This window comes from Cohnella xylanilytica (assembly GCF_014212175.1).
Classification (GTDB): Bacteria; Bacillota; Bacilli; order Paenibacillales; family Paenibacillaceae; genus Cohnella; species Cohnella xylanilytica.
Map to the genome: position 1 here is coordinate 58,106 of NZ_JACJVR010000052.1, position 25,918 is coordinate 84,023.

Sequence of the window (25,918 nt, forward strand, 5' to 3'; positions counted from 1 at the left end):
TCGCTTCACCAGCCTTTTTCCGATTTCGTTTGATGGAGCAGCCAAGACCTTGCATCGGCGATCAGGTACAGGGTACCGGTGACCACGGACAGCGTGCGTTCCCCGTCGCCGGCCATTCCTCGGAGCCGTTCAAGGGCGCTTCGCCAGTCGGGCTCGACCACGATGTCCCGGGGCCCGCCAAGCTCGCTTTGCAGCCGCTTCGCGATGCCGGCCAGTTCGTCGGCATTCATTTTTTTATGGAAATCCGGTTCGGTAACGATCAGGGAATTCACCATTGGTAGTATATGCTTGAGCGATTCGTCGTGATTCTTATTGGGCATCATCGCGATCATCATATTCAGCGTATCGTATGAATATACGTCGCGCAGCGCCTCCGCCAACGCCTTCATGCCTTCGGGATTATGCGCCCCGTCGAGCAGAATGCGCGGCTCCCGGGACACCATCTCGAGGCGCCCCGGCCACGCCGTCTCCTTGAGCCCCTCCGCCAAGGCGTCGTCCTCCAGGATAAGCGCGTAATATTGCCTTAGCACCTCGAGCGTCATAACCGCTACGGCCGCGTTCGTCGCTTGATGGGCGCCGTTCAGGGAGATCGTCAGCGGTCCGATGGCGCGGAACGGCCCTTCGAAGGAGAATCTCGTCTCGTTCTCCGAGACGGACTTCGTCTCGAGGCTGAACTTTTCTCCCAGCAGATACAGAGTAGATCGCTTGCTCTCGGCCGTCCGGCGAATGACGTCGATCGTCTCCGGCTGGGAGACGGCGGTGACGACGGGAACGCCCGGCTTGATGATGCCGGCCTTCTCGTACGCGATGTCGGACAGCGTCGGCCCCAGCAGGTCCATATGGTCATGGCCGATGTTCGTGATGACGCTCACGATCGGATTGACGATGTTCGTGACGTCGAGCCTGCCGCCCAAGCCAGTCTCCCAGACGACGTAGTCGGGGAACGTGACCGTCCCGTAATAGAGGATCGCCAGCGCCGTCGTCACCTCGAACATCGTAAGCGGCCCCCACTCGGTCGCCGCGAGCTCTTCCGACAGCGGCTTGAGCCGGTTGGCGAGCCGAACCAGGTCCTCGTCCGCGATGTCTTGGCCGTTGTATTGGAATCGGTTGGCGTACGACGTAATGTAGGGGGACGTGAACGTTCCCACGTCGTAGCCGCACTTGCGGAGCACGCTCGTCAGGTAGGCGCATACCGAGCCTTTGCCGTTCGTTCCGGCCACATGGATGAACTTCAGTCTCCGGTGCGGATGGTTCAGCCGCTCCATGAGCAGGTTCATCCGCTCGAGGCCCGGCCGGATGCCGACCGTGGGCATCAGCCCGGTAATCCAGGCGACCGCTTCCGCGGCCGTCCGGAACGGTTGTTGCACTGTCTCGTCGTTCATGTCCTTCGCGCCTCCGTTACCCGCGCAGCTCGGCGATTCTGGCCAATACCTTGTCTCGCTTGTCGCGGTAATCCTGTCCCTTGGCCCTCTCCTGCTCGACGACGTGCGCCGGCGCCTTCGCGATGTAGCCTTCGTTGGCCAGCTTCTTCTCCACCCGTTCCACTTCGGAATTGAGGGTGGCCAGCTCCTTCTCCAGCCGAGCGATCTCGAGGCCGATGTCGATCAGTCCGGCGAGCGGCAAATACAGCTCGGCTCCCGTCACGATCGCCGTCATCGCTTTGTCCGGCGGCGTCAGGTCCCTGTCGAGCGTCAGCGAAGACGTATTGCAGAAGCGCCGCAAATAGTCTTCGTTGCGCCGGAGGATGCCGTCCGTCGCGTCCGTCGTCGGCTTGACGAGCAGCTCGACCTTCTTGCCCGGCGTGACGCCCACTTCCGCGCGCACGTTGCGAACCGCGCGGATGGCGTCCATCAGAAGCCCCATCTCTCCGACGGCTTCCGGCGCTTCGAACGCCGCGTCGTAGGCCGGCCACGATGCGAGCGTAATCGTCTCGCCCGGCTCGTGCGGCAGGTGCTGCCAGATCTCTTCGGAGAGATAAGGCATGAACGGGTGCAGCAAGCGGAGCGTGCGGTCCAGCACATAGGCGAGGACGGACTGGGTGCTGCGCTTCGCGGCTTCGTCCGAGCCGTACAGCGTCAGCTTGGCGAATTCGATGTACCAGTCGCACAGGTCGTCCCAGATGAAGTTGTACAGAAGGCGGCCGGTCTCGCCGAATTCGTAAGCTTCCAGAAGTCTCGTGATATCGCGCGCCGTCTCGTTGAACCGATGCAGGATCCAGCGGTCCGCCGTCGACAGCGCCCCCGTCAGGTCGATGTCTTCCGCCTTGAAGCCTTCGAGGTTCATCAGCGTGAAGCGCGAAGCGTTCCAGATCTTGTTCGCGAAGTTGCGCGCCTGCTCGACCTTCTCCCAGCGGAAGCGAAGATCCTGCCCCGGCGTGCTGCCGGTCGAGATCATGTAACGCATCGCGTCGGCGCCGTATTTCTCGATCACTTCGAGAGGGTCGACGCCGTTGCCGAGCGACTTCGACATCTTCCGTCCTTCCGCGTCGCGAACGAGCCCATGGATGAGAACGTCCTTGAACGGGATCGCGTCCGTGAACTCGAGAGCGGTGAAGATCATCCGCGCGACCCAGAAGTAAATGATGTCGTACCCGGTAACGAGAACGTCCGTCGGATAGTAGCGCTTCAGGTCCTCGCCGTTATCCGGCCAGCCCAATGTCGAGAACGGCCATAGCGCGGAGCTGAACCACGTGTCGAGCACGTCTTCGTCCTGGCGCCACGGGGACCCCGGTTGGTCCGCGCCCTCCGGCGCTTCCATGCCGACGTAGACTTCTCCGGTCTCTTCGTGATACCAGGCCGGAATCCGGTGGCCCCACCACAATTGGCGGGAGATGCACCAGTCGCGGACGTTCTCGATCCAATGCAGGTAAATCTTCTCGAAGCGGTCCGGCACGAAGTTGACGCCTTGGCCCGACTTCTGGGATTCGATCGCCTTGTCGGCGAGCGGCTTCATCGCGACGAACCATTGCGTCGACAAATACGGCTCGACGACGGCGCCCGAGCGCTCGCTGTGGCCGACTTGATGGACGTGGTCCTCGATCCGGACGCAGACGCCTTGCTCTTGAAGGTCCTTCACGATCGCCTTGCGGCAATCGGCCCGGTCCATCCCGCGGTACGGGCCGGCATTCTCGTTCATGATGCCGGCCTCGTCCATGACGATGATCTGCGGCAGGTCGTGGCGCGTACCCACTTCGAAGTCGTTCGGATCGTGAGCCGGCGTAATCTTGACCGCGCCGCTTCCGAACTCCTTCTCGACGTATTCGTCGGCGATGATCGGAATCTCGCGGTTCACGATCGGCAGCTTCAGCATCTTCCCGATCAGGTGCTTGTAGCGCTCGTCGTCCGGGTGGACCGCGACGGCGGTATCGCCCAGCATCGTCTCCGGCCGGGTCGTCGCCACGGTCAGCGTGCCGCTTCCGTCGGCGAGCGGATATTGGAGATGGTACAGATGGCCGTTGACTTCCTTATATTCGACTTCGATGTCGGACAGAGCCGTACGCGCAGCCGGATCCCAGTTGATGATCCGTTTGCCGCGGTAGATGAGCCCCTTCTCGTACAGACGGACGAACACTTCACGAACGGCGCGGGACAACCCCTCGTCCATCGTGAACCGCTCGCGCGAATAGTCGAGGCTCAGCCCCATCTTCGCCCATTGGCTGCGGATCGTGCCGGCATATTGCTCCTTCCATTCCCAGACCTTCTCCAGGAACGCTTCGCGGCCGAGATCGTGCCGGCTCTTGCCTTGCTCCCGCAGCTTCTGCTCCACCTTCGTCTGGGTGGCGATGCCCGCGTGGTCCATGCCCGGCAGCCACAGGGCGTCGAAGCCCTGCATCCGCTTGAAGCGGATCAGGATATCCTGAAGCGTGAAGTCGAGGGCGTGGCCGATGTGCAGCATGCCCGTCACGTTCGGCGGCGGGATTACGATCGAGTACTTGGGCGCGTCGGGACGACGCCCCGCCTTGAAGTAACCGCCTTGAATCCACGCCTCGTACCATTTCTGTTCGGCGCTGGTCGGATCGTAAGTCGTCGGCATGTCGACGGTAATCGGTTCGCGCGTTTCGCTCATTCGGGATACAACCTCCATTGGGGACAAAAAATAACAAAAACCTCCCGTCGCAAAGGACGAAAGGTTCGCTTCCGTGGTACCACCTTCGTTCCGAACGGCCGCCGCTTCGGTTCAAGCGGATCAAGCCCGTTCGGCGCTCGCAAGCATGTTAACGGCTGCCGCCGTCCCGCCCTACGACCGGGATTCCGGTTCGAACGAGAGACTCCGGGGCGACTTCGGCAACGGCCTTCCTGCGGGACCTCCCAGCGCTGCTTGCGGCAGCGGTCCCGCTCTCTGAAGGGGCGAATTGCGTACTCTTCCCTTTCCGCGTCTTTATTTTCCTATGATACCTTTCCCGTTGTTCGCAGTCAATACGGACCCGTTCAACCTCCGCTCGCTCAATAAGGCCTCAGGGTTGTTAGCGCCCGTTCCGAGCTTATCCCGTTGCTTCAGTTCTCGTATTCCCATGCTTGCCTTTGCGCCGCATTTTTAACCTTATCCCCATGCCTCAGCACGGTTACGCATTATTAACCTTATCCCCGCGCCTCAGCGCGTTACTGCATTTATACCTTATCCCCGTACCTCAGCACACTTTCGCTTAATTAACCTTATCCTTTTAGTTCGGTACTGCATTTTTAATCTTATCCCCATGGCTCAGCACGATATCGCATTTCCTCCGCCATACATCTATATATCTTCGCCTACTCAGGATTCCCATAAGGTCAGATTTTTTTCTATTTTTACCCTTTCTAATATTGATATAGGAACATATGTTTGGTATAATCTCAATAAAAGGAACGCATGTTCGTGAGAGGGTGGCGGTTTCATGGATCCGAATCGGATGGACGATGGTTTTCTTCAGCGTTACGGCAGCGAGGAAGCTTGCATCGGGGAACTCTATCGGAACAAATGGCCTGACGGTTACTTTTGTCCGGTTTGCCGGCATCGCAGGGCGTCGGTCATTCGAATGCGCCGTCTCCCACTTTATGAATGCAGGAAGTGTCGCCATCAGACTTCGTTGACGGCCGGAACCGTTATGGAGAAGAGCAAGACTCCGCTCCGCAAGTGGTTCCTGTCTATTTATTGGCTTGGAAAAGGAGCGAACGCCCGCGAATTGTCGAGGTTGATTCAGGTTACTTACAAGACCGCCTGGCTAATCGGGCACAAAATCCGCAACGCCATGCGATTGGCCGCTTCCGAATTGCCGCTTGGCGGAAGCGTTCAGGTGAACGAGGATCGATATGAAGCGACTTCTTTTTCATCCCTTTTCAATCAGAACCGGAAGAGACAACCCATGCTAGCCGGGGCGACCCTCTCGGAGGAGGGCTCTCTTCTGCGCGTCAAGCTCTATCAAGTTCCCGCAAGCCATTTGCTAGACGTCCGAGTCGCTAAGATCGCGTTTCAAACCTTTATCGAAAAATGCGCATTGCCCGAATCCAAAGTTCGGATCGCGGCCGGCATCTATAATTCCGCGCGCCATCGGCCTTTGTCCCGTTTGTGCAGAGACGCCTCGAGGTGGTTGAACACGACTTTTTACGGCATTCGCCCCAAGCATCTGCAGGCTTATTTGGACGAATTCGGTTACCGGTTCCATATCGGTTCGGCCGAACTGCCCCTGCTCTTGGAGTTGTCGAGGCAATGCGCTTCTCGTCGCGTGATCACGTATCGCCAGTTGACCCGCAAAGTCTCATAACCTCCTTGCTATCGTTGGGCCATCCGTTCTTCACAATCCAATTACGCCCTCCATCGCCTCCGACCCAATCCTGTCGTCCTTCTAATCCTTCTATCTATTTGTTGAGCGCTCTAGTGGCCGAGGTTGAAGCAGTAGCAAAAGCAAAAAGCAGATGTAGACGTAGATATAGTTATAGATGTAGATATAGATGTAGATGTAGATGTGGATGTAGATGTGGATGTAGATGTGGATGTAGATGTAGATAATGCCGAACGAGATGATGCAATAGGAGTTCCCCCTTAACGTACCTGATCCGTGGGGATAACCCTAGAATGGAGCAATCTATGACTTTCTCGATCCCAATTCCGTTTCCGACTCAAGCTTGAACCCAATCCCGTACCAGTTCGACTGCAATCTCGAGCCTATTCGCGTCACCTAATCCCGCTCCTTCTATACCATTTCAGAACCTGATCCCACCTCCGTTACTTATTTCATTCCAGAACGATCCCCTCTACGACCAGATTCTATTCTCAAACCCAAACCAGAAACCGAAACTGCACCTGAGCCTGAACCGGAATCTAATCTGAACCTGAGCCTGAACCCGAACCTGAACCCGAACCTGAACCGAAGCCTGTGCCTGAGCCGGAACCCGAACCTGAACCGGAGCTTGTGCCTGAAACGGAACCCGCTCCCGAACCCGTTCGACGAAGACCGACTGGGGGGGATACGATAGCCGACTGAGGGGAGACGAAGGCCGACTGAGGAGAGGGGATAAGCCTAAAAGCGGGGAGAAACCCGTGACATTCGCCTGGACTCGTGGGCCGAAAAAAAAAGCCTTCCGGCTCCGCATTAAAACTGCGGAACCGGAAGGATCGATCATGAAGCAACCCCAATCTCGCTTCAAGGGATATAGATGACTTGCCCTTCCGTCACGTGGGGGTCGGCAAGGCGGTTGTGAAGCTGGAGCTCTCGCAGCTGGACGTTATAGCGGGCCGCGATGGCGTCGAGCGTATCTTCTCTCTGCACGATGCAAATTTTGACCTTGCGGAACGGCTGCGATTCGGTGCTCTTGGACAGGAACAAGCGGGTCCATTCGATCTCGTCGCCGGACGTTTCCGCCGAATAGGCGGGAGCCGCGTTCGCCGCCAGCGCAGCTTGCTGAGCTTCCTCCGCCGCCGACCGAAGCTCGGATTCCCGTCTCGCGCCTCTATCTCCGATTTGGGACAGCAGCCCTACGCCGGAAGAGGCGGAAGGGACGGATTGCGACGGCGGCTTGGCATTTAGCGCCACCTTGAGCTCCGGCTTCTCCTCCGGTAGAACGTCTTGCTGCCATTCCGGTTCCGCCCTTCCGTCCGACTCCAGCCGCTCCTGGGTGACGTCGCCCCAAGCCTCTTCCCGCGCGCTCCCGATCGGCTTATAAGGAAGGAAGGACGGAGCGGGCGGCTCGTTGCCCGCATACGGAGCGTTCACCGGATCGAATTCCGGGATCGCGTTCTCCTGAGCCCCGTATGGAGCATTCGGATGCGCCGGTTCCGGGCGAACGTCTTCTGCCGGCTCATAAGAAGAATACGTGGGGACATCGGGATTCGCGCTCCCTGTTCCCCCGTACGAAGCATACGGGTACCACGGTTCCCGTTGTCGCAGGTCATCCTTCGCTCCGTACGGAGAGTACGGAGACCGGGGCTCCGGCTCTTCGTTGCCGGGGCTTTCGCCGGACGCGCTAGGCGCCTGGGGCTCCGGACTCGGAGGCCGGTACGGAGCTTCCGGCGGCTGGGGAGCGTATCCGGCCCCGTAAGCCGAATAAGCCGCGTACGGATGGTCCGGCTGAACGGGCGGAGCGGCCGACGCTTCGCTCTCGTAGTACGCCGAAGGCGCTTCCTCGGGCGCCGCCGGTTCCGGTCGTCCTGCGGGCTCCGGCAATCGGACGGCCGGGTCCTGCGGCCCGTCTTGTCCGGCTTCGGAGCGCTGTCGGCTCAGGTAACCCTCGCGGACGTCGGACTCGCCGAACGGCACTTCCGGTTCCCCCGGCGCTTGATGCACGATGGTGAAGCCGTCTTCCCGCCACACCGGCGTTTGCGGCGCTGCGACCTGCAGCCCTTTCAACCCGAGCACGCCCGTCACGTTAAGCGAGCGGGACGAGAGCAGGTCGACGTCGAAGTTGTCGATCTCCACCGCCAAATCCTCCAGCTTCTCCACGCGGCTGGGCGGCAAGGAGATCTCCACCGGTATCCAGTGCTCCAGAGGATGCAGGTCGGAGCGCTCGTCCGGCGTTCGGTAAGAAGCGGTCAGCAGCAGATGACCTCTTAGAACGATCTGGTCTTCCAAGGAGATGGCCTGCATGTGGGGTACGAGCTCGATCTCTTCCAGTTCGTCGATGGCGGCTACGTCTTCCGGCAGATGAACCCTTTCGTAAATATCGAATCGCAACCCGTTCAACGATTCCGTCAAGACATTTGTCCTCCTTTCGGCTAGACGCCCCTGTGCGCGCAGGGCAGGCACAGCTTACTACTTATCTATATGCCGCCGACAGTCGGGCATGCCTATCAGACGCGCCGAACGCAAGCAGCCTCCCCGATCCGGCGTATGTACGCCGATTCGGAGAGGCTGCGGGACTGTTGCGGGCTTAAAATTTGGACAGCGCCTTCCGGAATGCTTCGACCGAAGCGTCGATGTCGTCCTCGGTATGCGCGGTGGACAAGAACCAGCCCTCGAACGGAGATGGCGGAATGTTGACTCCCTCGTCCAACAGGCGGGCGAACACGGTGCGGAATCGCTCGGCGTTCGACAGGCGGGCCGTCTCGAAGTTGATGACATGCTTGTCCGTAAGGAACGGACAGATCATGGAGCCGACGCGATTGATCGTCAGCGGAATGCCGTATTCCTTCGCGCTCCGTTCCAGGCCGGCATGAAGCCGGACCGCCAGCCTCTCGAGAAGGGCATATTGCGATTCCGTCATCAGCTTAAGGGTGGCATACCCGGCCGCCATCGCCAGCGGGTTGCCCGACAGCGTGCCGGCCTGATAGATCGGGCCCACGGGAGCGACCTTCTCCATGATGTCGCGACGGCCTCCATAGGCGCCGACCGGAAGCCCGCCGCCGATCACTTTGCCCATGCAGGTCAAATCCGGCGTAATCTTGTACAGCCCTTGCGCGCTGTGATAGCCGACGCGGAAGCCGGTCATGACCTCGTCGAAGATGAGCAGCGCCCCGTACTTCGTCGTCACGTCCCGAAGCCCTTGCAGGAAGCCGGGCAGCGGAGGCACGACGCCCATGTTCCCGGCGACGGGCTCGACGATAACGGCGGCAATCTCTTCGCCGTACCGCTCGAAGGCGAGCTTGACCGATTCCAGGTCGTTATACGGTACCGTGATCGTATGCGTGGCGACGCTCTCCGGCACGCCCGGACTGTCGGGAAGCCCCAAGGTGGCGACGCCGGACCCCGCCTTGATCAGCAAGCTGTCCGCATGGCCGTGATAGGAGCCTTCGAACTTCAGGATCTTGCTGCGGCCGGTGAACCCGCGGGCCAGCCGCAAGGCGCTCATCGTCGCTTCGGTGCCCGAGTTGACCATGCGCACGACCTCGACCGACGGCATCCGTTCGCAGACGAGCTCGGCCATCGCCGTCTCCAGCTCGGTCGGGGCTCCGAAGCTCGTTCCTTTGGCCGCGGTGCGCTGGATCGCTTCGACGACTTCCGGATGGGCGTGGCCGACGATCAAAGGACCCCAGGAGAGAACGTAATCGATATAGGTTTGCCCGTCGATATCGGTAATCCGGCTGCCGGCTCCGCTCTCGATGACGAGCGGCGTCAATCCGACGGACTTAAACGCCCGGACCGGGCTGTTGACTCCTCCGGGGATCGAGCGCTTGGCCCGTTCGAAGGCTTCCTTGGAACGAGAATCGGAGCGAATTCGACGATTTTCGGTCATTGTCGTCACATCCTACTATCAGAATTGGAAAAGGCTATGGTACACTTAAGCCGGATACATAAAGAGTGGAGGAATCATGAATGATCCAATGGCTGCGCAAGGTGTCGCTGTTCGACAGCCTGACCGACGAGCAACTGGAGCACGTGCTTCGGATCGCTCAGCGCAGAAGCTTATCGACCGGCACCGTCCTGTTCCATGAGAAGGATCCCGGCTCGATCTTCTACGTCGTTCTTAGCGGCTCTATCAAGCTCTATACCCGCAGCGCTTCCGGCGAAGAGAAGATCCTGTCGGTCGTCGCCGCCGGAGACAGCTTCGGAGAGCTCGCCCTGCTGGACGGCCGGCCTCGCTCGGCGTCCGCGCAGACGCTCGAGACGACTCTCGTGCTCGAGATCGTCAACGACGCTTTTATGAATCTGCTCGAAGCCCACTTCGATATCACCCGCGGCATTCTCGCCGAGCTGAGCCGCCGGCTGCGCCAGACGAACGAGCACGTCAACGATCTGACGTTCCTCGACGACCGCACGCGCGTCCTGAAGAACCTGATCCTTCTCGCGAACCAGCACGGCAAGAGAGACGGCATGTTTATCTACATCCACATCCCGCTGAATTACGACGAGCTGGCCCAGATGGCCGGCGTGTCCAAGTCCGTGTTGTCCGACGTTCTGAGGGAGCTGGAGAGCCGCGGCGTCCTGCAGTTCGGCCTGAACGAATACAAGCTCAATCTCGCCAAGCTGAGGAATTGACCGGATCCGCCTTCGGCTCCTTCTCCCGGTACGGACTTATTCTCCCCGCAGCCAGCGCGCGGCGTCCTTCGCGTGATACGTGATGATCACGTCGGCCCCCGCGCGCTTCATTCCGGTGAGCGTCTCGAGGACGATCGCCTTCTCGTCGATCCAGCCTTGGATCGCCGCCGCCTTCACCATCGAATATTCCGCGCTGACGTTGTAGATCGCGACCGGCAGGTCGAAGCGATCCTTCAGCAGACGCACGATATCCAGGAACGCCAGTCCCGGCTTGACCATCAGCATGTCCGCGCCTTCTTCGATGTCCGATTGCGCCTCGCGAAGCGCTTCCCGCGCGTTCGCCGGGTCCATCTGATACGTCTTGCGGTCCCCGAATTGGGGAGCCGATTGGGCGGCTTCCCGGAACGGGCCGTAATACGCGGAGGAGTACTTCACGGCGTATGACAGGATCGGAATGTCCTCGAAGCCCGCCTCGTCCAAACCTTGGCGAATGGCCGCCACGAAGCCGTCCATCATGTTGGAAGGCGCGATAATGTCGGCTCCCGCGGCGGCTTGGGATACGGCCGTCTTGACGAGAACCTCGAGCGATTCGTCGTTGTCGACGATCGCCTCGTTCCCGACGCGGTGAACGATGCCGCAATGCCCGTGATCCGTGAACTCGCACAGGCAGGTGTCGGCGATGACGACCAGCTCGGGAGCGAGCTCCTTGATCCGGCGCGTCGCTTGCTGCACAATGCCCGCTTCTTCGTACGCGCCGGTGCCGACGCTGTCCTTGTGCTCCGGAATGCCGAACAGGAGCACCGCTCCGATGCCCGCTTCGCGAAGCTCGGCGATCTCTTCGGGCAGCCGGTCGATCGACCATTGATAAACGCCGGGCATCGACGGAATTTCGTTTTTGATATTCTGTCCGTGAATGACGAAGATCGGCGCGATCAGATCGTTCGCGTGAAGATAGTTCTCCCTGACCATGCCGCGCAGGGCGGCCGTCCGGCGAAGCCGGCGATGTCTCGTGATCGGAAATGCCATGTCGATTCGCTCCCTCCGATTCGGTTATTGTCTCTTATTGCGCGCTTGGTTGCACCGGACGAGCGCCTGCACGAGCCCTTCGATCGTCGAAGGCTCCGCGCACGCCGTCACGGTCAGGCCGTTCTCCTCGGCCGTCTTGGCCGTGATGGGCCCGATGCACGCGATATCGATGCCGCGCAGCAGCTCCTCGGGCCGCTCCGCGCCCGATCGCCGCAGCGCTTCGAGCAGATTCGTTACCGTCGAGGAGCTCGTGAAGGTAATGGCGTGAATGCCTCCCTCTCTCAGCACCTCAAGCAGAAAATCGTCCTTGGGCGCCGTCAGAACGTTCTCGTAAACGTCGAGCTCGACGGCGGTCAGTCCGAGCTTCCGCAGCTCCTGCGGAAGCCAAGCGCGCGCGAGGTCGCCTCTCGGCAGCAGCGCCTTCTGTCCAGGCTTCAGCCTCGAAGCGAGGCTGTCCAGCAGCCCTTCGGCGAGGAACTTCTCCGGCAGCGCGCTGGCGATAATGCCCCGCGCCTTCAGAGCGGCCGCGGTCGCGGGACCGACGGCCGCGAATTCGGCGCGATGCAGCCTGCGGACGTCGACCCCGCACAACTCCAGCCAGCGGAAGAAGAAGTCGACGCCGTTCACGCTCGTCAGGATGACCCAGTCATACGTCTCCGCTTCCGCCAGCGCGGCCTTTACCGCCTCATGAACCGCCGGATCCTCCGACATCTTCGCCTCGATGACCGGATATTCGTACGGCTCTCCGCCCAGCTCGTCGATGCGAGCGGACAGCTCGCTCGCCTGCGCCCGGGCGCGGGTCACGAGCACCCGCTGCCCGAACAGCGGCTTGTCCTCGACCCAACGCAGCTCCTCCCGCTGGCGAACGACGTCGCCGACGACGATGACCGCCGGCGGTTGAAAATCGGCCTCTCTCACCTTCGCCTCGATATTCTCGAGCGTCCCGGTCAGCGTCGCCTGCTCCGCGCGGGTTCCCCAACGGACGAGCGCGACCGGCGTCGACGGCGGCCGGCCGTGCTTAATCAACTGCTCGCTGATGTAGCCGATCTTCGCGACGCCCATCAGGAACACCAGCGTCCCGGTGGCGTTGGTCACCTTGTCCCATTGAATGGAGCGGTCCAGCTTGTCCGGACTCTCGTGACCGGTAATGACGGAGAAGGATGAGGCCAGGTCGCGATGCGTGACCGGGATGCCGGCGTAAGCCGGAACGGCGATCGCGGACGTGATGCCGGGTATGATCTCGTAAGGAATTCCGTTCTTCTTGAGCAGCTCGGCCTCTTCCCCGACGCGCCCGAACACCGTCGGGTCCCCGCCCTTCAGGCGGCACACCGTCTTGCCTTGAAGGGCCAAGTCCACAAGCAGCTGATTGATCTCCTCTTGCTTCATCGTGTGGCGGTCCGGCCGCTTGCCGACGTAGATTCTCTCCGCCGCTTGGCCGATCTGGCCCAGCAGCTGGGGGCCGGCCAAGCGGTCGTATACGACGACCTCGGAGCGCCGGAGCGCCTCCAGGCCGCGAACCGTAATCAGCTTCGGATCGCCGGGCCCGGCCCCGACCAAATAGACTTTGCCCTTGGCCATCGGTTATTCCCTCGCTTCGTCCAAGATTCGCGCGGCGCCTCGAGAGAGCAGGTCGTTCGCCGCGCCGGAGCCGACGGCTTCCGGATCGGTGCCGCTCGCTTCGGTCCGCAGGAACACGCTGCCGTCCGGGGAAGCGACCATGGCGGTCAGGCGAATGGCCGAGCCTTCGTCTCCGGATTCGGCCTCGGCGTAGGCTCCGATCGGAACCTGGCACCCTCCGTTGAGCAAGCCGAGGAAGCGCCGCTCCGCCCGCACCGCTCGCTCCGTCTTGGCATCGTTCAGCCTCGACAGCAAGTCCATGACGTCGGCGTCGGCCTCGCGGCATTCAATCGCCAGCGCCCCTTGGCCGACCGCCGGCAAGCAGTCCTCAGGGTCGAGGTAATTCGTGATGCGGTCTCCCCAGCCCATTCGGCGCAACCCCGCCGCCGCGAGCAGGATGGCGTCGAAGCCTTCGGTCTCGAGCTTCTTCAGCCGCGTATCGATGTTGCCCCGCAGCGATTCGATCCGCAGGTCGGGACGGCGGGCCTGCAGCTGCGCTCCGCGCCGCAGGCTGCTCGTGCCGACTTTGGCTCCTTGCGGCAGGCTCTGCAGATTATAGCCTTGAAGGCTGATCAGAACGTCGCGGGGATCTTCCCGCTTCGGGACGGCTCCAATCGTAAGGCCCTCCGGCAAATCGAAGGGCATGTCCTTCATGCTGTGGACGGCGCAATCGATCTCCCCGTCCAGCAGCGCCTGCTCGATCTCCTTGACGAACAAGCCCTTCCCCCCGACCTTGGATAAAGTAACGTCCAGGATCCGGTCTCCCCGGGTCACGATCGGCTTCACTTCGAACGTATAAGGCAAGCCGGCTTCGGCGCAGATCGCCTTGAGCAGGTCGATCGTCTGACCGGTCTGCGTCAAGGCCAGCGCGCTCTGGCGGCTTCCGACAATAATGGTGCGCATGGCGTCCTCCCGTATGTAAGTCCTGGATCGCAATAAGAAGATTATACCATTTCTAGAGCTGACTCGAGTCGGCCAGCTTCCGCAGCTCCCGAAGCAGCCGTTCGGGCTCTTCGCCGGCCGGCGGCGCGGACAGCCAGAGGCGGATCGCTTCGTCGGTCGCCGCGGCGCCGAGCAGACGTCTTCGCTCCGCGGGATCGGGGACGCCCGCTTTGACCGCTTCGCGCACCTTCCGCAGAATCGCCGTCAGCTCGGCGTATTCGGGCCCGTACCGCTCCGCCAGCTCGCGGGCGACGCGCGCGGACAGCGCCGGCCCCGCCCCCGAGGCGGAGACGGCCAGCACGAAGTCGCCCCGCCGGACGACGGCCGGCGTCACGAAGTCGCCGGCTTCGCCGTCGTCCGCGACGTTCGCGGGGATGCCGCGGCTCCTCGCTTCGGACGCGAACCACCGGTTCACGTCCGGCCGGTCGGTCGCGGCGAACGCGAGCGCCGCGCCGTCCAGATCCGAAGCCCGAACTTCCCGGGCTTCGGCGCGAATCGTCCCCTGCTCCGCCCATTCGCGGAGCCGGAGGGACAAGCCGGGAGCGACGACGAGCACGTCGGCTCCCGCTTCGAGAAGGCCCGCCGCCTTCCTCTCGGCGACGGCCCCTCCTCCGGCGATGACGCAGCGCCGGCCTTCGACATGGAACAGAACGGGATATCCGCCCGGCATCGTGATCCCCCCAGCAAGCCTATTTTCCCGCACCGGCACCGACTATACCCACCGATGGAACGAGGAGAGCGAATTCGCGAAGAAGTCCGCCACCAGCAGCGCGTAGCCCGCCCAATTCCATCTGGCGATCTTCGCTCCGTCGACCCGGTGGGTTACCCTTCTCAGCAAGTAGAAAACATAGATCGCGCCGGCGACGAACGACAGCAGCACCTTCTCGTCCAACAGGTCCGAATAACGGCCCTCGACGAGCAAGGCGGCGGTGCCGGTCGACAAGGCGAGAAGAAGAAGCGGCACTCCGACGACTCCCGTGCGGAACGCGTACCGGTCGATCGTCTCGAGGCTGGGCATCCGGTTCATGAAGGCCCCCCACTTCTTCCTTTTCAACCGATTGTCCAGGAACAGATGCATCCCGCATAGAATGGCCGACAGCGTCAGCATGACGAACGCCAGCGTAATCAGGCTGATATGAACGACGAGCAGCCGGTGCGCCACTTCTCCCGGAGCGAGCGCGATCTGCTTCTGGGGACGCTCCAGCAGATTCAGCCCGAGCACGGCGAAGCCGACGGCGTTCACGAGCAGGACGAGCAACTCCGCCCGCATGAAGCGGTGGATGATCAGCGACAACGACACGAGCAGCCACGAGACGAAAAAAACGTATTCCTGAAGCGTCACCTTCGGTACGGCGAAGCGGTTGACGAGCAGATCGAGCAGGAACGCGGTCTGCAGAATCCATACGAAAACAAGCAGCCCTGTTCCTATCCGCCTTCCATTCCGCTTGCCGTACGCGGCATCGGATACGAAGAACAACAGGCTCAGGGCGTAAATATACAATACGGCATCGGTTAACCAGTCATTCGTCAACATCTTGGCGTCCCTCCCGCATCCCGTCACGGGCACGCGCGCCTCGTCAGCGAAGCGCGCCGGCCAGTTGGGAGAGTATCCCGGGAGCTTCCGCCGTCTTCTCGGCCGGCTTGGCGTCCGTCTCGGCCGCCGCCGCGGCGCGCGCCTTCTCCTCGGCCTTCATCTCCGCCTGAATCCGGGCGACCTCGTCCTCCAGCGCGAACATCTGGACGAACATGCTCATGGCCGCTTCCGAGCGCTTCTCGGCGGACATCTCCTTCACTCTCAGGATCGGATCGTGAATCACTTGATTCAGCATGCTCTTGGTCAGCTTGCGGATGACCTTGATCTGCCGCTCGTCCAGCTCCGGAAGCTTCCGCAGCAGGCTCTCCATCGTCTGCTCGTGCACCGACGCGGTCTTCTCCTGCAGGCCCCGGATAAGCGGAGCGACGCCGAGCGTCGCGTACCATTGCAAGTAAGCTTCCTGCTCTTCGGCGATCATCTTCTCGATGGCGACCGCTTCCTTCCGGCGATTGGCCATGTTCGTCTCCACGATGCCTTCCAGATCGTCGATGTCGTACAGGTAGACGTTGCTCAGCGTCGAGCAGGCCGGCTCGATGTCGCGGGGCACGGCGATGTCGATGAGGAACATCGGCTTCATCTTCCGGCGAGTCATCGCCGCTTCGACGCTGTCGCGGGTCAGGACGAACCGATCCGCTCCCGTGCTGCTGATGACGATGTCCGCTTCGTGCAGCCGGGCCAGCGCTTCGTCCATGGACAGCGCCACCCCGTCGAACTTCTTCGCCAGCTCCTCGGCTCTCGCGAGCGTCCGGTTCACGACGAGAACTTCCTTCGCTCCGTTGGCGCTCAAGTGCCGGGCCGTCAACTCGCTCATCTTGCCCGCGCCGAGGATCATGACCTTCTTGTTGTCGAAGCGTCCGAAGATCCGCTTGCCCAGCTCGACGGCCGCGTAGCTGACGGAGACCGCGTTCTCTCCGATCGACGTCTCGTTGTGAGCTCTCTTGGCGAGAGTCACGGCTTGCTTGAACAGCTTGTTGAACAGCGTTCCGGTCGCGCCCAGCTTCTGCGAGAGCAGGAACGCGTCCCGCACCTGCCCGAGAATCTGCGTCTCGCCGATGACCATCGAATCCAAGCCGCTCGTCACCCGGAACAGATGCTCGATCGCCTTCTCGTCCTCGTACATGAACAAGTAGGGGTTGAATTCCGTACGCGGAATCTTGAACCATTGCTCCATGAAGGAGCGGATATAATGCCCGCACAAAGTATGCCGGTCGACGACCGCGTAAATCTCCGTACGGTTGCAAGTGGCCACGACGACGCCTTCGAGGATGCCCGTCGTCCGCCTTAGCGCCTGAAGCGCCTCAGGAAGCTCCTGCTCCGACAACGCGAAGCGTTCCCGAACTTCGACGGGCGCCGTCCGGTAATTCAAACCGACAACGATCAGATGCACGAGCCATCACCTGCCTTTCCGTATGGATTATGGGGCTCGCCAGCAAGTCAACAATCATTATAGCACAAGTGATCGGAGGCGATGAAAAGATTTCTTGAAAACTTTGCGAACTTGGGCGCTCGCCTATCCGTTATTTCCCTATTGTGGGCGAATCAGACGCTTCCTATTCCCTTCCGCGAATCCGCGGCCGTCGCCGCAATCAAAAAAGCCACGGGAAAATCCCCATGGCTTGAATATAAACCAGCTTCATCGGTCGCCCGATCTCGATCAGACCAACTCGGCTTGCTTCATGACCGGATCTTCGACCTTCATCTCGCCCAATCCGCGAACAAGCTTCTTGGCATAAGCGCTCGTCGGCTTGAGTACGCTAACCAGGTAGTCGATCGCCAATTGAGGATCGACCGTCTCGCCGCAAGTGTAGCAATCGATCGCGGCGAATCCTCTCTCAGGATACGTGTGAATGGAGAGATGGCTCTCCGACAACAGTACGAGAACCGTCGCGCCTTGAGGCTCGAATTGTTTGGCCTGCACCGAGAGAACGGTAGCGCCGCACGCCTCGGCGGCTTCAACCATGTGCGATTGGAGCAACCCCGCGTTGTTCAGAATGTCGAATTCGACTCCCCAAGCATCAACCGCAACGTGTCGTCCGAAAGTAGAGTATTCCACCCTTCGGTTCCCCCTTCCTAGGAATAAAATGTGAAGCTGATTTCATCCGCTAGGACCTACGTCATTCACTTCTCGAGGGAATTTGCACACTCTCGCAATCCGTTCCTGAGTGAATCCTGGTTCCTATTGTGTTGTCAACGAAAATAAAAATAACATCTATCCCCCCGAATTGCAACTGTTTTTTTCAGCTGTCGTCCCGTCGGGAGAGGACGGCTTCCGCCCCGTCGTTATGCGGCGCGGACGCCTTTCCCGCTGCGAGGTTATTCCGCCGTCGAGGACTCCCCGGAGGTCTCGGGCGAAGCCGATCCGGAGGCCGAAGCAGAGGCCGAAGCGGAAGCCGGCGGGGCCGGCGATTCCGCGTTCTTCGCGGCCTCTTCTTCCTTCTTCTTCCGGTTCTCTTCCACGAGCGCGGCCTGCGCCTTCTCCTGAATCTCCTTCATGGCTTCGTCGATCGACTTCTTGTCGTCGATGACGGCTTTGAGCTGCTCGTCGACCAATTGAGATAGAATGCCGTAGAAGTTGCCCGGGGAGTTCTCCAATCCGGTCGTCATATCCGCCGCGGGTTCCAGCTTATAGAACGGCTCCAGACTGACTCCGTCCGCTTCCTTGTTGAACGCCGTTCTGGACAGAAGGTCTCCCGAAGCCGACGACTTCGACTTCACCCGGGCGAAATCTTCGCTGTTCACGTATTTCACGAATTCCCAAGCGGCCCTCAAGTTGGGCGATTGGGCGTTGACCGCCATAATGCTGCTGACGTTGAACGTCTTGCTCTGGTTGCGGTTGTTCGGATCGACCGGAGCGGTGACGAGCCCCCAATTCAATCCTTTGAAATCTTTGACCGCCGATTTGGCTCCCTTGATGTTCGACACTTTGTAGGGATAATCGACCATCATGGCCGCTTTGCCCGAGATGAACGGATCCTGCATATAATAATCCTGCATCGTGAAGCTGGTCGGGTTGTCGAGCGACGGGTTGTATACGGCTTTGGACTTGATGGCTTCGACGACCATCTCCATGTCCCGCTTCCAGCCTTCGCCCGACAGAGTGACCTGGGTCCCGTCCGGGTTCAGAACGCGAAGCCCGTCCGTCATGGCGATCGTCCAGAGCATATTGAACGGCGTGCTGCCTTGCTGGGTGCCGAATCCGTAGACGCGGTCCTTCTCGTCGCCGCCGGTCGGGAATCGCTTGGCCAGCTCGAGCACCTCGCTCCAGCTCATCGAGTCTTTCGGCGGCTCGATCCCGTACTTTTTGAACAGATCGATGTTGTAGAACAACGCGTTGCTGCTGAACTTCGGAGACAGGCCGTACAGCTTCCCGTTCCCTTTATCCCTCAGCAGCTTCAGAATGGCGGGATGGATCGTCTCCGTGTCGTACTTGTCCTGCTCGATAACGGAGTCCAGCGCATACAGCTTGCCGTCCTGCGCCCACTTCTCGTACTGGTCGGAGTTGAGCATCAGCACGTCCGGCTTATGCTCCTCCACGAATTTCTCGAAGTTGTCTTCGGAATACCCATCCGAGTACAATGTCTGCATATTCGCGACTTCCACGTCGATGTTCGGATACTTGCTGATGAACAAGCTGCCGTATTCCTGGAAGAAGTAATTCTCGTCCCAGAACATGACCTTGATCGTCGCTTTGTCGTCCTTGCCGAGCGCCTTGAGCTTGTCCTCTCCGCCTCCGCCGCCGCTGCAGCTTGCCAGCAGCCCCGACAGCAGCAGAACGCCGGCCAGCCCCATCATTCGTTTTCTCACCGGAACAGCCCCCTCGTGTTATTATTTTCCATGGTAATTACGATCAAGGAGAGGGAATAGTTTCTTAACTTTGTCTTAACCGCCCGCAGCCGGCCTAAATAAAGGCAAAAAAATAGCCTGCCGGCGAACCGGCAGACCTGGCGTTCCGTATAAATGGAGTAAACGAAGCTACGCTTCCAGAGCGAACAGCAATCGGCTGTGATGCTTAAGCCTCTCGTCGATATCCGCGATCTCGGAGTCCGATTCCGAACGGTTCCTTCGATCGAGAAGCTCGTTGACGGAGCGTCGGAGAATTCGGATCTCCTCTTCTACCGTCCGGCGCTTGAATTGGGCTTCCATCCAGCCGAGCGTATCCCGGTGCTCGAAGACCGTACGCAGCTCGCCGTCCTTGTTCTCGACGATCCGGACGACCATTCCCTTCATGTAATGGTAGATCATCGTGTATCCTTGGTAGATCCGGTTGACGACCGCATCGCCCTTGAAGGTAGCGACCAGCTTGCGAAGCGCGTTGGTCAGCTTGAGCTGCACGACCCGGCAGGACATGACGCATAAGAACTTCCCGTCGCTTCGTTCGAAGGTCAGGCGGATCGCTTCGCCGCCGGCATCGTCCGTAAGCACGACCTCGTGATTCCCGTTATCCAATACGAACACTTGCAGCCGCAGCTGCTGGGCTTCGCACATCGAGATAAGAATAGGCATTTCCGCTTCGGTTACGGTGAAGCTGGCGCTGACATACTCCGTGGCTACGCGTTGAGCCATAGAAATCTCCTCAATTCCATTTTGTCGCGAAGGCGACTGGCTTCCTGTTTTGCTTATAATTATACGATAATTCCGGGAACCTTTCCTCCCGGCCGATCGCGATTTTCCCGGATATATCCGAAAAAAACGATTCCTGCCGGAATCTTCGCGAGCTTTTAACCGTTATCCTCGCTTTCCTGCGGGTCATTCTGCGGTTCGGAGGGGGGGATTGGAGACAAATCGGCCGCTTGCTCGATAATGCTCCATAATTCGTCCCTTCCCGCGCCCGTCTCGGAGGAGAACAAGACGAGCGGCTGTCCCTTGGGCATCCCGAGCGTCTCCCGTACCTGCTTCGCGTGCTTCGGCAACTGGCTGCGGCTCAGCTTGTCGGCCTTCGTGCCCACCACGCAGAGAGGGATGCCGTAGTGGGACAGCCAGTCGTACATCGAGCGGTCCAGGGCCGTCGGCGGATGCCGCAGGTCCACGAGCAGAATGACGAGCTTAAGAGGCTCGCGGTTCATCAGGTAATTCTCGATCATCCGGCCCCAGGCCTCCCGCTCGGTGCGGGAGACCTTGGCGTAGCCGTAGCCGGGGACGTCCACGAAGAACAGCTCCCCGTTGATGCGGTAGTAATTGAGCTGCTGCGTCTTGCCCGGCTGGGAGCTCGTGCGGGCCAGGTTCTTGCGCAGCAGCATCCGGTTGATCAGCGAGGATTTGCCTACGTTCGAGCGGCCCGCGAGCGCCACCTCCGGCAAGCCTTCGTCGGGATACTGCTTCGGGCCGACCGCGCTGATGACGAACTCGCTGGATTTGATCTTCATAAGGTCGCGTTATCTCCTGTCAATGAGTCCCGAGCGGGGGAACGTCCTCCCGTTCGCCCTCGACCGTCGCCGGGAGCGCCGCGTTCTCCGCCGCGAACGACGGCTCGTCGTCCTCGCGCGGTTCGCGGGCGGGCAGCGGATCGGACAGGGCGTGCTTGAGCACCTCGTCCATCGTCGCCACCGGCACGAAGGTCATGTCGGCCTTGACGCTGTCCGGAACGTCGCGCAGATCGCGCTCGTTGTCCTTCGGGAGCAGCACCTTCTTGATGCCGGCCCGGTGAGCCGCCAGCGACTTCTCCTTGAGGCCGCCGATCGGAAGCACGCGGCCGCGCAGCGTGATCTCGCCCGTCATCGCCACCTGGCGGTCGACGCGAAGTCCCGTGAGCGCGGAGACGAGAGCCGTCGCCATCGTGATGCCCGCGGACGGTCCGTCCTTGGGGATGGCCCCTTCGGGAATGTGAATGTGAATGTCGTTCTTCTCGTGGAACGCGGGATCGATGCCCCATTCCTTGGCCCGGCTGCGAATATAGCTGAAGGCGGCCTGCGCCGATTCCTTCATGACGTCGCCGAGCTTGCCGGTGAGCGTCAGCTTGCCGCTGCCCGGCATGATGCTCACTTCGATGACGAGCGTGTCGCCGCCGACTTCCGTCCAGGCCAGGCCCGTGACGGCTCCGATCTGATCCTCGAGCTCCGCCATGCCGTACCGGAACTTGGACGGCCCGAGGAATTCCTTCAGCTTGGCGCTATCCACGACGACGGGAGCGGCCGACGGCTCCGTCACGATCAGCTTGGCGGCCTTGCGGCAGATCGACGCGATCTGCTGCTCCAGGTTACGGACGCCGGATTCCCGGGTGTAGTCGCGGATGAGCTGAAGCAGGGTGTCCGGCTCGAGCACGAGCTGTTCCTCGCTCAGGCCGTGATCCCGCTTCTGCTTCGGCAGCAGATGCTTCGTCGCGATCTCCTGCTTCTCCAGCTCGGTGTAGCCGGGGATGTAGAGCACTTCCATCCGGTCGAGCAGCGGCCGCGGGATATGGTGAACGGCGTTGGCCGTCGTGATGAACATGACCTTCGACAGGTCGAACGGCATCTCGATGTAATGATCGCTGAACGTCGCGTTCTGCTCCGGATCGAGCACCTCCAGCATCGCCGACGCCGGGTCGCCGCGGAAGTCCATCGCCATCTTGTCGATCTCGTCGAGCAGGAACACCGGGTTCATCGTGCCCGCGGTGCGCATGCCCTGGATGATGCGGCCCGGCATCGCGCCGACGTAGGTGCGGCGATGGCCGCGGATCTCCGCTTCGTCGCGCACGCCGCCGAGCGAGATGCGGACGAACTCGCGGCCGAGCGACTTGGCGACGGAGCGGCCGAGCGACGTCTTGCCGACGCCCGGAGGGCCGACGAAGCAGAGGATCGGTCCCTTCAGCTTCTTCACCAGCTGCTGGACCGCGAGGTATTCGAGCACGCGCTCCTTCGGCTTGTCGAGGCCGGCATGCTCCTCTTCCAGCAGCTCCTGCGCCTTGGCGATGTCGAGATGGTCCTCCGTCTCCTTGTTCCACGGCAGGGCGAGCAGCCATTCCACGTACGTGCGGATGACGGCGCCTTCGGCGGAAGAGGCCGGCATCTTCTCGAGCCGGTCGATCTCCTTCTCGACCTTCGCGGCGATCTTCTCCGGCAGCTTCGCTTCCGCGAGCTGGCTGCGGAGCTCCTCCACCTCGCCGGCCCGGCCTTCCTTCTCGCCGAGCTCCTTCTGGATCGCCTTCATCTGTTCGCGCAGGTAATATTCCTTCTGCGTCTTCTCCATCTGCTTCTTGACGCGCTGGCTGATCTTGCGCTCCAGCTCGAGCACTTCGCGCTCGTTGTTCAGGAAGTCGAGCAGCTTCTCGAGGCGTTCGCGCACGTCTACCGTCTCGAGAATCTCTTGCTTATCCTTGATCTTCAGCGAGAGATGGCTCGTGATGACGTCGGCGAGGCGTCCGGGCTGCTCGATGTCGGACACGGCCGCCAGCGTCTCGGGGGTGACCTTCTTGGACAGATTGATGTAGTGCTCGAATTGGCTCAGCACCGCGCGCATAAGCGCGTCCAGCTCCGAATCGCCGTCCATCGTCTCCGGGAGCTCCCTGGCGACGACTTCGTAGAACTGATCGTTGGGCAAATATTGTTCTATCTCCGCACGGACGACCCCTTCGACCAGCACGCGGATCGTCCCGTTGGGCAGCTTGAGCATTTGGCGGACCTTCGCAATCGTCCCGACCCGGTAGATGTCCTCTTGGGTCGGCTCTTCGATGTTGACTTCCGATTGCGAGCAGAGCAGGATCATGTGGTCGTCGATCATGCATTGTTCCAGCGCTTTGACCGACTTCTCCCGGCCTACGTCCAGATGGAGCACCATGCTGGGGTACACCAGAAGTCCTCTCAAGGGCAATAGGGGCAATGAACGGCTTTTGGACTTGTTCGAACCCATGATCCGGCACCTCCATGGATGTAATGGTTATCGCTTTACAGGTACTCCAGTCATTGTATCAAATGTTACCTCACGCCGCAAAACGGACACAAAAGAGGCCGCCCCGAAGGACGGCGCCCTATGTTGCTTGCGCATATGCCCGGCTTCAGCCCGGAACGGAGGTTCCGGATGCCGGAGAGGGATGGCCGCCGGCCGGGTACGTCCCGTGCGCCGGGGCGTCCAGGCCGATGCTTCCGGCGTGAAGCACGGAGACCGGAGCCGCCGCGAAGGCGTCCGCCGGCATCGGCCGTTCCGCCGCATCCGCGCCGGCGGGAACGGTCAGCTGTTCGCCGAAGATTCTTGCGAACACCTCTTCGATGCTCTCCACGGCGACGACGTTCACGCCTTCCAATCCCTCGAAGATCGCCTGCCAGTTCTCCTTCGGGATGATGACCGTCTCCGCGCCGGCCTGGAACGCCGCTTCGACCTTGGCGACGACGCCGCCGACCGGCTTCACGCGGCCGTGGATGCTGATCTCGCCCGTCATCGCGAGCTTGTTGTCGACCGGGCGGTCCGTGATCGCCGACGCGATCGCGACGGCCATCGCCACGCCGGCGGACGGTCCGTCGACCGGGGTCCCGCCGGGGAAGTTAATGTGCAGGTCGAAATTCTCCGGATGCAGGCCGTACCGGCGAAGCACCGTCAGCACGTTGTCGACCGAGCCCTTGGCCATGCTCTTGCGGCGCAGCGTCCGTTGGCCGCCGCCGAGCTCCTCTTCCTCCACCACCCCGGTGATGGTGAAGATGCCCTTGCCCGGCACGGCGGGGATCGCCGTCACCTCGATCTCGAGCAGCGCCCCCATGCTCGGCCCGTAAACGGCGAGGCCGTTGACCAAGCCGACCTGCGGCTCGGCCGGCACCTTGCGGTCCGGGCGCGGCGCGAGCTGGCTGCTGTTGGCCACCCATTCCACGTCCGCGGCCGTCAGCCCTTCGCGATTTTCCGCCAATGCCAGCCCCGCCGCCAGCTGCACCATATTGACGGCTTCGCGCCCGTTGGTCGCGTACCGCTTGACGACTTCCACCGCCTCCGGCTGCGGCGCGAAGCCGATCTTCGCGATCGCGTTCTCCGCGATCTGGCCGATCTCCTCCGGCAGCAGCGGCCGGAAGTAGATCTCCATGCAGCGGCTTCTCAAGGCGGGAGGCAGCTCGTTCGGGGAGCGCGTCGTCGCCCCCACGAGACGGAAGTCGGCCGGCAGGCCGTTCTGGAAAATATCGTGGATATACGTCGGAATGTTCGGGTCTTCCGCGTGATAATAGGCGCTCTCGAGGTAAACCTTGCGGTCCTCCAGCACCTTGAGCAGCTTGTTCATCTGGATCGGGTGAAGCTCTCCGATCTCGTCGATGAACAGAATGCCGCCGTGCGCCTTCGTCACCGCCCCCGGCTTCGGCTGGGGAATGCCGGCGACGCCCATCGCCCCGGCTCCTTGATAGATCGGGTCGTGCACGGAGCCGATCAGCGGATCCGCGATGCCCCGCTCGTCGAAGCGGGCCGTCGTCGCGTCGATCTCGGTGAACTTCGCGTCGAGGCGGAACGGCGAAGCCGGATTGCGCTTCGCTTCCTCCAGAATGACGCGGGCGGCGGCCGTCTTCCCGACTCCCGGCGGCCCGTATACGATCACGTGCTGCGGATTGCCGCTGCACAGAGCCGCCTTCAGCGCCCGAAGTCCTTCCTTCTGGCCGACGATGTCGCCCATCGAGGCGGGCCGCGTCTTCTCGGACAGCGGCTTCGTCAGCGAGATCGACCGCAGCTTCCGCAGCTTGTCCATCTCCTTGCGCGACTCCCGGTCGACGGCGGTACGGTTGCTTTTCTGATTCCGCAGCAGATTCCAGAAATAAACGCCGATAACGACGGCAAAAAAAACTTGAACGAACATGAGCAGCGTGCTTAAAGTCATCCTATCCCATCCTTTCCGTACCTTCCCGTGACCGCGGCAATCCTCTCGACGACGCAAAAAAACCGGCACCCGGGCTCATACTTGGTAGTATTGCCCGAATACCGGAGGATATAGTCATCCTTGCGCTTATTATTGCTCTTATGGCTGCGGCCATCCGGCTCCGACGGTCGCGGCCAGGAACGCAATCTGCATGACGGTCCGGGGGACGATCGGGGTGACCGGCTTGCCGGACAGCGTCAGCCGCTGGCGGGCCGCGTAGACGTTGGCGGGGAACATCGCGAGCAGCATGAGCGTCAGGCCGGCCGCGGCGGCCGTGGAGATCCAGCCCGGAACCAGAATGCCGATCGCCCCCGCGATCTCCAGCCAGCCGGTCAGAGTCACGAGGAAGCCGGGATTGCGGAACGTCGGCGGGACCATCGCCGTCAGATCCTTGCGCTTCGCCCCCCAATGGGCGCTGGCCGTCAGCAGGAACATGACCGCGACCGCCGGCCGGAGCGACTCCGCCCACCCGTCGAACCATTCCGCCCCCAAATACCCCGCCGTCCGGAATGCGGCGAACGATACGATCAACGCGATGAAAGGAACCATGGTCGTCAGG

Annotated in this window: 19 protein-coding genes; 2 read left to right on the forward strand and 17 right to left on the reverse strand. The window is 61.3% G+C overall.

The window, feature by feature from the left end; translation table 11 throughout:
* Positions 1-5 precede the first annotated feature (5 nt).
* Positions 6-1,382, reverse strand: a complete 1,377-nt coding sequence (locus tag H7B90_RS13240; RefSeq protein ID WP_185136359.1) for a bifunctional folylpolyglutamate synthase/dihydrofolate synthase — start codon at positions 1,380-1,382, stop codon at positions 6-8.
* Positions 1,383-1,398: 16 nt separating this feature from the next.
* Positions 1,399-4,065: a valine--tRNA ligase gene (locus H7B90_RS13245; RefSeq protein WP_185136360.1), complete on the reverse strand. Its 2,667-nt coding sequence runs from the start codon at positions 4,063-4,065 to the stop codon at positions 1,399-1,401.
* Positions 4,066-4,870: 805 nt separating this feature from the next.
* Here H7B90_RS13245 and H7B90_RS13250 point away from each other — a divergent pair.
* Positions 4,871-5,737, forward strand: coding sequence for a transposase (locus H7B90_RS13250; protein ID WP_185136361.1), 867 nt, complete (start codon positions 4,871-4,873; stop codon positions 5,735-5,737).
* An 879-nt stretch (positions 5,738-6,616) separates the two neighbouring features.
* Here the strand turns inward: H7B90_RS13250 and H7B90_RS13255 are convergent.
* A complete protein-coding gene (locus tag H7B90_RS13255; protein WP_260411004.1) occupies positions 6,617-8,164 on the reverse strand; it encodes a LysM peptidoglycan-binding domain-containing protein in 1,548 nt (515 codons plus the stop codon).
* A 175-nt stretch (positions 8,165-8,339) separates the two neighbouring features.
* Entirely contained in the window at positions 8,340-9,641 is a 1,302-nt protein-coding gene (gene hemL, locus H7B90_RS13260; protein ID WP_185136362.1) for a glutamate-1-semialdehyde 2,1-aminomutase, read from the reverse strand.
* A gap of 80 nt (positions 9,642-9,721) precedes the next feature.
* Between hemL and H7B90_RS13265 the strand changes: the two genes are divergently transcribed.
* Positions 9,722-10,384 (forward strand): Crp/Fnr family transcriptional regulator, encoded by a 663-nt coding sequence (locus H7B90_RS13265; RefSeq protein ID WP_185136363.1) that lies wholly within the window; start codon positions 9,722-9,724, stop codon positions 10,382-10,384.
* A 36-nt stretch (positions 10,385-10,420) separates the two neighbouring features.
* Here H7B90_RS13265 and hemB read toward each other — a convergent pair whose 3' ends face one another.
* From hemB to H7B90_RS13330, 13 genes are all read right to left on the reverse strand, one after another.
* Positions 10,421-11,410: a porphobilinogen synthase gene (hemB, locus tag H7B90_RS13270; RefSeq protein WP_185136364.1), complete on the reverse strand. Its 990-nt coding sequence runs from the start codon at positions 11,408-11,410 to the stop codon at positions 10,421-10,423.
* 24 nt (positions 11,411-11,434) lie between these two features.
* Positions 11,435-12,988, reverse strand: coding sequence for a uroporphyrinogen-III C-methyltransferase (gene cobA / locus H7B90_RS13275; RefSeq protein ID WP_185136365.1), 1,554 nt, complete (start codon positions 12,986-12,988; stop codon positions 11,435-11,437).
* A 3-nt stretch (positions 12,989-12,991) separates the two neighbouring features.
* Positions 12,992-13,930, reverse strand: a complete 939-nt coding sequence (gene hemC, locus H7B90_RS13280) for a hydroxymethylbilane synthase (RefSeq protein ID WP_185136366.1) — start codon at positions 13,928-13,930, stop codon at positions 12,992-12,994.
* Positions 13,931-13,982: 52 nt separating this feature from the next.
* Positions 13,983-14,639 (reverse strand): precorrin-2 dehydrogenase/sirohydrochlorin ferrochelatase family protein, encoded by a 657-nt coding sequence (locus H7B90_RS13285; RefSeq protein WP_185136367.1) that lies wholly within the window; start codon positions 14,637-14,639, stop codon positions 13,983-13,985.
* 42 nt (positions 14,640-14,681) lie between these two features.
* Complete coding sequence (locus H7B90_RS13290; RefSeq protein ID WP_185136368.1) at positions 14,682-15,503, reverse strand: cytochrome C assembly family protein; 822 nt, start codon at positions 15,501-15,503, stop codon at positions 14,682-14,684.
* Positions 15,504-15,546: 43 nt separating this feature from the next.
* The gene (gene hemA, locus H7B90_RS13295) at positions 15,547-16,950 is read right to left on the reverse strand and encodes a glutamyl-tRNA reductase (RefSeq protein WP_185136369.1); all 1,404 of its coding nucleotides are present in this window, start codon (positions 16,948-16,950) and stop codon (positions 15,547-15,549) included.
* A gap of 267 nt (positions 16,951-17,217) precedes the next feature.
* Positions 17,218-17,616, reverse strand: coding sequence for an adenosylmethionine decarboxylase (speD, locus tag H7B90_RS13300; RefSeq protein ID WP_185136370.1), 399 nt, complete (start codon positions 17,614-17,616; stop codon positions 17,218-17,220).
* A gap of 260 nt (positions 17,617-17,876) precedes the next feature.
* Positions 17,877-19,367, reverse strand: coding sequence for an ABC transporter substrate-binding protein (locus H7B90_RS13305; protein ID WP_185136371.1), 1,491 nt, complete (start codon positions 19,365-19,367; stop codon positions 17,877-17,879).
* 168 nt (positions 19,368-19,535) lie between these two features.
* Positions 19,536-20,126, reverse strand: coding sequence for a non-ribosomal peptide synthetase module (locus H7B90_RS13310; protein WP_185136372.1), 591 nt, complete (start codon positions 20,124-20,126; stop codon positions 19,536-19,538).
* A 155-nt stretch (positions 20,127-20,281) separates the two neighbouring features.
* Positions 20,282-20,926 (reverse strand): ribosome biogenesis GTP-binding protein YihA/YsxC, encoded by a 645-nt coding sequence (gene yihA, locus H7B90_RS13315; protein WP_185136373.1) that lies wholly within the window; start codon positions 20,924-20,926, stop codon positions 20,282-20,284.
* 19 nt (positions 20,927-20,945) lie between these two features.
* Positions 20,946-23,387 (reverse strand): endopeptidase La, encoded by a 2,442-nt coding sequence (gene lon / locus H7B90_RS13320; RefSeq protein WP_185136374.1) that lies wholly within the window; start codon positions 23,385-23,387, stop codon positions 20,946-20,948.
* 145 nt (positions 23,388-23,532) lie between these two features.
* A complete protein-coding gene (gene lonB, locus H7B90_RS13325; RefSeq protein ID WP_185136375.1) occupies positions 23,533-25,320 on the reverse strand; it encodes an ATP-dependent protease LonB in 1,788 nt (595 codons plus the stop codon).
* Between the two features lie 138 nt (positions 25,321-25,458).
* Complete coding sequence (locus H7B90_RS13330; protein WP_185136376.1) at positions 25,459-25,908, reverse strand: DoxX family protein; 450 nt, start codon at positions 25,906-25,908, stop codon at positions 25,459-25,461.
* Positions 25,909-25,918 lie beyond the last annotated feature (10 nt).